This window comes from Pseudonocardia sulfidoxydans NBRC 16205 (genome assembly GCF_007989085.1).
Lineage (GTDB): Bacteria > Actinomycetota > Actinomycetes > Mycobacteriales > Pseudonocardiaceae > Pseudonocardia > Pseudonocardia sulfidoxydans.
Genome location: NZ_BJVJ01000070.1, coordinates 22,226 through 29,078 on the forward strand (window position 1 = coordinate 22,226; position 6,853 = coordinate 29,078).

14 protein-coding genes are annotated in these 6,853 nt (G+C 68.2%); all 14 read left to right on the forward strand.

All coding sequences use genetic code 11. From position 1 onward, the window contains the following. Position 1 precedes the first annotated feature (1 nt). The 14 genes from rplP to secY all read left to right on the forward strand — a co-directional run bounded on the left by rplP (position 2) and on the right by secY (position 6,709). Positions 2 to 421, forward strand: a complete 420-nt coding sequence (gene rplP / locus PSU4_RS24680) for a 50S ribosomal protein L16 (protein WP_013677458.1) — start codon at positions 2 to 4, stop codon at positions 419 to 421. Then, positions 421 to 663: a 50S ribosomal protein L29 gene (gene rpmC / locus PSU4_RS24685; protein ID WP_098958577.1), complete on the forward strand. Its 243-nt coding sequence runs from the start codon at positions 421 to 423 to the stop codon at positions 661 to 663. The genes rplP and rpmC overlap by 1 nt, the downstream gene beginning before the upstream one ends. After that, positions 660 to 920 carry a 30S ribosomal protein S17 gene (rpsQ, locus tag PSU4_RS24690; RefSeq protein WP_147113158.1) on the forward strand — a complete coding sequence of 87 codons (261 nt, stop codon included), beginning with the start codon at positions 660 to 662 and terminating at the stop codon, positions 918 to 920. Before rpmC ends, rpsQ begins: the two co-directional genes overlap by 4 nt. Then, positions 917 to 1,285 carry a 50S ribosomal protein L14 gene (gene rplN / locus PSU4_RS24695; RefSeq protein WP_147113161.1) on the forward strand — a complete coding sequence of 123 codons (369 nt, stop codon included), beginning with the start codon at positions 917 to 919 and terminating at the stop codon, positions 1,283 to 1,285. The genes rpsQ and rplN overlap by 4 nt, the downstream gene beginning before the upstream one ends. Before the next feature lie 3 nt (positions 1,286 to 1,288). Then, positions 1,289 to 1,618: a 50S ribosomal protein L24 gene (gene rplX / locus PSU4_RS24700; RefSeq protein ID WP_147113164.1), complete on the forward strand. Its 330-nt coding sequence runs from the start codon at positions 1,289 to 1,291 to the stop codon at positions 1,616 to 1,618. A 1-nt stretch (position 1,619) separates the two neighbouring features. Beyond that, the gene (gene rplE / locus PSU4_RS24705; protein WP_147113167.1) at positions 1,620 to 2,183 is read left to right on the forward strand and encodes a 50S ribosomal protein L5; all 564 of its coding nucleotides are present in this window, start codon (positions 1,620 to 1,622) and stop codon (positions 2,181 to 2,183) included. 6 nt (positions 2,184 to 2,189) lie between these two features. Next, positions 2,190 to 2,375 carry a type Z 30S ribosomal protein S14 gene (locus PSU4_RS24710; RefSeq protein WP_147113170.1) on the forward strand — a complete coding sequence of 62 codons (186 nt, stop codon included), beginning with the start codon at positions 2,190 to 2,192 and terminating at the stop codon, positions 2,373 to 2,375. A gap of 93 nt (positions 2,376 to 2,468) precedes the next feature. After that, the gene (gene rpsH / locus PSU4_RS24720) at positions 2,469 to 2,867 is read left to right on the forward strand and encodes a 30S ribosomal protein S8 (RefSeq protein WP_147113176.1); all 399 of its coding nucleotides are present in this window, start codon (positions 2,469 to 2,471) and stop codon (positions 2,865 to 2,867) included. Positions 2,868 to 2,883: 16 nt separating this feature from the next. Next, on the forward strand, positions 2,884 to 3,423 hold the full coding sequence (gene rplF / locus PSU4_RS24725; RefSeq protein ID WP_147113179.1) for a 50S ribosomal protein L6: 540 nt from the start codon (positions 2,884 to 2,886) through the stop codon (positions 3,421 to 3,423). Beyond that, positions 3,423 to 3,833: a 50S ribosomal protein L18 gene (rplR, locus tag PSU4_RS24730; protein WP_147113182.1), complete on the forward strand. Its 411-nt coding sequence runs from the start codon at positions 3,423 to 3,425 to the stop codon at positions 3,831 to 3,833. Before rplF ends, rplR begins: the two co-directional genes overlap by 1 nt. 31 nt (positions 3,834 to 3,864) lie before the next feature. Further along, complete coding sequence (gene rpsE / locus PSU4_RS24735; protein WP_147113185.1) at positions 3,865 to 4,500, forward strand: 30S ribosomal protein S5; 636 nt, start codon at positions 3,865 to 3,867, stop codon at positions 4,498 to 4,500. A gap of 5 nt (positions 4,501 to 4,505) precedes the next feature. Continuing rightward, positions 4,506 to 4,715: a 50S ribosomal protein L30 gene (gene rpmD / locus PSU4_RS24740; protein ID WP_147113187.1), complete on the forward strand. Its 210-nt coding sequence runs from the start codon at positions 4,506 to 4,508 to the stop codon at positions 4,713 to 4,715. Continuing rightward, positions 4,715 to 5,164 carry a 50S ribosomal protein L15 gene (gene rplO / locus PSU4_RS24745; protein WP_147113190.1) on the forward strand — a complete coding sequence of 150 codons (450 nt, stop codon included), beginning with the start codon at positions 4,715 to 4,717 and terminating at the stop codon, positions 5,162 to 5,164. Before rpmD ends, rplO begins: the two co-directional genes overlap by 1 nt. A gap of 234 nt (positions 5,165 to 5,398) precedes the next feature. Next, positions 5,399 to 6,709 (forward strand): preprotein translocase subunit SecY, encoded by a 1,311-nt coding sequence (gene secY, locus PSU4_RS24750; RefSeq protein WP_147113192.1) that lies wholly within the window; start codon positions 5,399 to 5,401, stop codon positions 6,707 to 6,709. Positions 6,710 to 6,853 lie beyond the last annotated feature (144 nt).

Sequence of the window (6,853 nt, forward strand, 5' to 3'; positions counted from 1 at the left end):
CATGCTGATCCCGCGCAAGGTGAAGCACCGCAAGCAGCACCGGCCGCACCGCACCGGCGCCTCGACGGGTGGGACCCGCGTCACCTTCGGTGACTACGGCATCCAGGCCCTCGAGCCCGCCTACGTGACGAACCGGCAGATCGAGTCCGCCCGTATCGCCATCAACCGGCACATCCGCCGTGGTGGCAAGGTGTGGATCAACGTCTTCCCGGACCGGCCGCTGACCAAGAAGCCCGCCGAGACCCGCATGGGTTCCGGTAAGGGCTCGCCGGAGAAGTGGGTGACCAACGTGAAGCCCGGACGGGTGCTCTTCGAGATGAGCTTCCCGAACGAGCAGACGGCTCGTGAGGCGCTGCGTCGCGCCATCCACAAGCTGCCCATGAAGTGCCGGATCGTGACCCGCGAGGGTGGTGACATCTGATGGCCTCCGCGGGTACCACCGCTGCCGAGCTGCGTGAGCTGACCGACGAGGAGCTCGTGCTGCGCGTCAAGGAGTCCAAGGAGGAGCTGTTCAACCTCCGATTCCAGATGGCGACCGGGCAGCTGGACAACAACCGGCGGCTGCGGACCGTCCGCCACGACATCGCGCGCATCTACACGGTGATGCGTGAGCGTGAGCTGGGCCTGTCCGTCGCCCCGACCGACAACGAGGGCGCAGCATGAGCGAGCAGCGCGGGGAGCGCAAGGTCCGCGAGGGACTCGTCGTGTCCGACAAGATGGACAAGACGATCGTCGTCTCGCTCGAGGACCGCGTGAAGCACCCGCTCTACGGCAAGGTCATCCGGCGGACCAGCAAGGTCAAGGCGCACGACGAGGCCAACACGGCCGGCGTCGGCGACCGCGTCCGCCTGATGGAGACCCGACCGCTGTCGGCCACGAAGCGCTGGCGCCTGGTCGAGATCCTGGAGAAGGCGAAGTGATCCAGCAGGAGTCGCGTCTGCGCGTCGCCGACAACACCGGTGCCAAGGAGATCCTGTGCATCCGGGTGCTGGGCGGTTCGTCGCGTCGTTACGCGGGGATCGGCGACACCATCGTCGCCACGGTGAAGGAAGCCATCCCCGGAGCCGGTGTGAAGCGCGGTGACGTCGTCAAGGCCGTCGTCGTGCGCACCGTCAAGGAGAAGCGTCGTCCGGACGGCAGCTACATCCGGTTCGACGAGAACGCCGCCGTCCTGATCAAGGCCGACGGTGAGCCGCGGGGGACCCGCATCTTCGGCCCGGTCGGTCGCGAGCTGCGCGACAAGCGGTTCATGAAGATCATCTCCCTCGCCCCGGAGGTGTTGTGAGAGATGAAGGTCAAGAAGGGTGACACCGTCCTGGTGATCGCCGGCAAGGACAAGGGCGCGCGGGGCAAGGTCATCCAGGCCTACCCCGACCGCGACCGCGTCCTCGTCGAGGGGGTCAACAGGATCAAGAAGCACACGCGCGTCAGCCAGAACCAGCGCGGCGCGCAGTCCGGCGGCATCGTGACGCAGGAGGCCGCCATCCACGTCTCGAACGTGATGGTCGTCGACTCCGACGGCAAGCCGACCCGCGTCGGCAAGAAGGTCGTCGAGTCCGAGGACGGCGGCAAGGCCAAGCGCGTCCGGATCTCCCGCCGCACCGGGAAGGAGATCTGACATGACGACCGCCGAGAAGGTGACGCCGCGGCTCAAGCAGCGCTACCGCGACGAGATCAAGGGCCAGCTGCGCGAGCAGTTCTCCTACGCGAACGTCATGCAGATCCCGGGCGTCGTCAAGGTCGTCGTGAACATGGGTGTCGGCGACGCCGCCCGTGACGCGAAGCTGATCGACGGGGCCGTCCGCGACCTCGCCGCGATCACCGGCCAGCGCCCGCAGGTCCGCCGCGCCACGAAGTCGATCGCGCAGTTCAAGCTGCGCGAGGGCATGCCGATCGGCGCGAAGGTCACCCTGCGCGGCGACCGGATGTGGGAGTTCCTCGACCGTCTGCTGACGATCGCGCTGCCCCGTATCCGCGACTTCCGCGGGCTGTCGGCCACGCAGTTCGACGGGCGGGGCAACTACACCTTCGGTCTCACGGAGCAGTCGATGTTCCACGAGATCGACCCCGACTCGATCGACCGTCCGCGCGGCATGGACATCACGGTCGTGACGACGGCGACCACCGACGAGGAAGGCCGGGAGCTGCTGCGCAAGCTCGGCTTCCCCTTCAAGGAGAGCTGACCCACCATGGCCAAGAAGGCGTTGGTGATCAAGGCCGCCAAGACCCCGAAGTTCAAGGTCCGCGGCTACACACGTTGCCAGAAGTGCGGCCGCCCGCGTGCGGTCCTGCGCAAGTTCGGGCTCTGCCGCGTCTGCGTGCGCCAGATGGCGCACGCCGGCGAGCTGCCCGGCGTCAGCAAGTCCAGCTGGTAATCACCAGCTGCTTTTCCTGATCGCCACAGGCCCCCGACGGCGCCCAGTTCTCTGGGCCAGGGGGAACCAGGGCGGGAAAGTAGTGACGTCACCATGACGATGACCGATCCGATCGCAGACATGCTCACCCGTCTGCGGAACGCGAACTCGGCATACCACGACCGCGTCGTGATGCCGCACTCCAAGCTGAAGGTCGCCATTGCGGAGATCCTTCAGAAGGAGGGCTACATCGCGTCGCACCACACCGAGGACGCCGAGGTCGGCAAGGCCCTCGTGATCGAGCTCAAGTACGGCCGCAACCGCGAGCGCAGCATCGCCGGTGTGCGCCGGGTCTCCAAGCCCGGCCTGCGGGTCTACGCGAAGTCCACCAACCTGCCGCGGGTCCTCGGGGGCCTCGGCGTCGCGATCATCTCGACGTCGAAGGGTCTGCTGACCGACCGCCAGGCAAACCGGGACGGCGTGGGCGGGGAAGTCCTCGCCTACGTCTGGTGAGAAGGGAGAAGTAGCGATGTCGCGCATCGGGAAACTGCCGATCACCGTTCCGTCGGGCGTCGACGTGGCCATCGAGGGCCGCACCGTCACGGTCAAGGGCCCCAAGGGCACCCTGTCGCACACCGTGATCGAGCCGATCACCGTCGAGCGCGGTGACGACGGCGTCGTGGTCGTGAAGCGTCCGGACGACGAGCGCAAGTCGAAGGCCTACCACGGCCTGACGCGCACTCTCGTCAACAACCTCGTCATCGGCGTCACCGCCGGCTACGAGAAGAAGCTCGAGATCGTCGGTGTCGGTTACCGCGTCGCGCTGAAGGGGTCGAACCTCGAGTTCGCGCTCGGCTTCAGCCACCCGGTCGTCGTCACGCCGCCCGCGGGCATCACGTTCGCCGTCGAGTCCCCCACCAAGTTCTCGGTGGCGGGTATCGACAAGCAGCTCGTGGGCGAGACCGCCGCGAACATCCGCAAGATCCGCAAGCCCGAGCCGTACAAGGGCAAGGGTGTGCGGTACGCGGGCGAGGTCGTCCGCCGCAAGGTCGGGAAGACGGGTAAGTGATGGCTCAGACAGAGACGATCTCGGCCAACGCCAAGAAGCGGGCCGCGTCGAACATCTCCAGCACCCGGCGGGTGGCGCGTACGCGTCGGCACGCCCGGCTGCGGAAGAAGATCAACGGCACGGCGACCCGTCCCCGGCTCGCGGTCAAGCGCAGCTCGCGGCACATGTTCGTGCAGCTGATCGACGACCTGGCCGGCCACACGCTGGCGTCGGCCTCGACCCTCGACGCCGACGTGGCGTCGCTGGAGGGCGACAAGAAGGCCAAGGCGGCCAAGGTGGGCGAGCTCATCGCGGCCCGCGCCAAGGCCGCCGGTGTCGACGCGGTCGTCTTCGACCACGGCGGCAACGGCTACCACGGCCGGATCGCAGCTCTGGCCGACGCCGCCCGCGAGGGCGGGCTGGAGTTCTGATGACCATGAAGCACACTGAAGGGAACGTCTGATGCCGGGACGTACGCGGCGTGACGGCGGAGGCCCCGGTGGCGGCAGCGGCGACAACCGCGACCGCCGGGACCGCCGCGACGGAGGCCGTGGCGGGGCGGCCCAGGACAAGACCCCGTACATCGAGCGACTGGTCACGATCAACCGCGTGGCCAAGGTCGTCAAGGGTGGTCGGCGCTTCAGCTTCACCGCGCTGATGATCGTGGGCGACGGCGACGGCCTCGTGGGCGTCGGCTACGGCAAGGCCAAGGAGGTCCCGGCGGCGATCGCCAAGGGTGTCGAGGAGGCGAAGAAGAACTTCTTCCGCGTCCCGCGCATCGGCGGCACGATCGTGCACCGGGTCCAGGGCGAGGCGGCCGCGGGTGTGGTCATGCTGCGCCCCGCGAGCCCCGGTACCGGTGTCATCGCCGGTGGCCCGGTCCGCGCGGTCCTGGAGTGCGCCGGCATCCACGACATCCTGTCGAAGTCGCTCGGCAGCGACAACGCGATCAACGTCGTGCACGCGACGATCGCGGCGCTCAAGATGATCCAGCGTCCGGAGGAGGTCGCGGCCCGCCGCGGCCTGCCGCTGGAGGACGTCGCCCCGGCCGCCATGCTCCGTGCGCGTGCCGAGGCCGCCGCGGCTGCGAGGGTGTGAGCGACGTGGCTGCATCGACTGACTCGCAGGCTAAGAAGCTGAAGGTCACGCAGGTCCGCAGCGCCATCGGGCGCAAGCAGAACCAGCGCGAGACCTTGAAGTCCCTCGGGCTTCGCAAGATCCGTCAGTCCGCGGAGTGGGACGACAACCCCCAGGTCCGCGGCATGATCAACACCGTGCGGCACCTCGTGACGGTGGAGGAGGTCGGTTCCTGATGACCGAGTCCATCAAGATCCACGACCTGCGTCCGGCCCCCGGCGCCAAGACCGCGAAGACCCGTGTCGGTCGCGGTGAGGGCTCCAAGGGCAAGACCGCGGGCCGCGGTACCAAGGGCACGAAGGCGCGCAAGACGGTCTCCCCGGCCTTCGAGGGCGGGCAGATGCCGTTGCACATGCGGCTGCCCAAGCTCAAGGGCTTCAAGAACCGCTTCCGCGTCGAGTACCAGGTCGTGAACGTCGGCGACCTCGCGGTGCTCTTCCCGGAGGGTGGCGAGGTCGGCCCGGCCGAGCTCGTCGCCGCCGGTGCGGTCCGCCGCAACGAGCTGGTCAAGGTGCTCGGCACCGGGGAGCTCGACGGTGTCGCGCTCACCGTCACCGCGCACAAGTTCTCCGGCAGTGCCAAGGAGAAGATCGTCGCAGCCGGCGGGTCCGCCACCGAGCTGTGAGCAGGCCGACGCCGCTCGTTCCCGCGTCGTCCCCGTCGAGTACGGGGCGCGGGAGCGGGCGGCGTCGCCGCTGTTAGAGTCGCTCGAGTCCGCCACTCGCACCAGCGGTGCGCGTTCGCCGGGCCGTAGCCGGCCGTCTCGGCCCCGTCCAGGGGCCCGGCGCCGCAGGCCCCACCAGCAGCCGGTGAAGCCGGCAACCGGCGGTCCGCCGCCGACGTAGTAGGAGGGGCCCGAGTGCTCAGCGCGTTCCGGTCAGCACTGACGACGCCAGACCTACGGAAGAAGATCCTCTTCACGCTGGGTGTCGTCGCGGTCTACCGCCTGGGGGCGAACATCCCGTCGCCCGGGGTGTCCTTCCCGAACGTCCAGCAGTGCATCGCCGCCGTCGAGGGCGGCGCGAACTCGGGCGTCTACTCGCTCATCAACCTGTTCTCGGGCGGCGCGCTCCTGCAGCTGTCGATCCTCGCGCTCGGGATCATGCCGTACATCACGGCGAGCATCATCGTCCAGCTGCTCACCGTGGTCATCCCGCGGTTCGAGCAGCTGAAGAAGGAAGGGCAGTCGGGTCAGGCCAAGCTGACCCAGTACACCCGCTACCTCACGATCGCCCTGGCGATCCTGCAGGCCACGGGCATCGTGGCCCTCGCGGTGCGCGGCGTGCTGTTCCAGGGCTGCAACGTCCCGGTCATCCCGGACCAGAGCATCTTCACCCTCGCCGTCATGGTCATCGTGATGACCGCCGGCTGTGCCGTCGTCATGTGGCTGGGCGAGCAGGTCACCGAGCGCGGCATCGGCAACGGCATGTCGCTGCTGATCTTCGCCTCGATCGCGCACCGCATCCCGGCCGAGGGCAAGAACATCCTCGACAGCTCCGGCGGCCTGGTCTTCGCCGGTGTCTGCGTGTTCGGCCTGGCCATCATCGCGAGCGTAGTGTTCGTCGAGCAGGGCCAGCGCCGCATCCCGGTGCAGTACGCCAAGCGCATGGTGGGCCGGCGCATGTACGGCGGCACGTCGACGTACCTGCCGCTCAAGGTCAACCAGGCCGGCGTCATCCCGGTCATCTTCGGCAGCTCGCTGCTGTACCTGCCCAGCCTGATCGCGCAGCTCGCGGGCAGCGGCGACAGCTGGTTCCAGCGCTTCGTCGCGACCTACCTCGTCGACCAGTCGAACTGGTTGCACATCCTGCTGTACGTCGCACTGATCATCTTCTTCACGTATTTCTACGTCGGCATCACGTTCAGTCCCGAGGAGCGGGCCGAGGAGATGAAGAAGTTCGGCGGCTTCATCCCCGGCATCCGCCCGGGCAGGCCGACCGCGGAGTACCTGAACTTCGTGCTCTCCCGCATCACACTGCCGGGATCGCTGTACCTGGGCATCATCGCGGTGCTGCCGAACTTCTTCCTCGGCATCACCGGCAGCGGGCAGAACCAGAACTTCCCGTTCGGCGGTACCGCCGTGCTGATCATGGTCGGCGTGGGCCTCGACACCGTGAAACAGATCGAGAGCCAGCTCATGCAGCGGAACTACGAGGGTTTCCTGCGTTAAGGTGCGATGGACGGCAGTCGGCGCGGCGCGTCACCCGCAGCCGCGCGCTGTCCCGTCCCGCCGCTCGCCGCACCCCGCCGGCGACGTCCGGCACCACCGCGATCGTGTTCTCAGGGAGGTTGGTTTCGCGTGCGACTCGTTCTG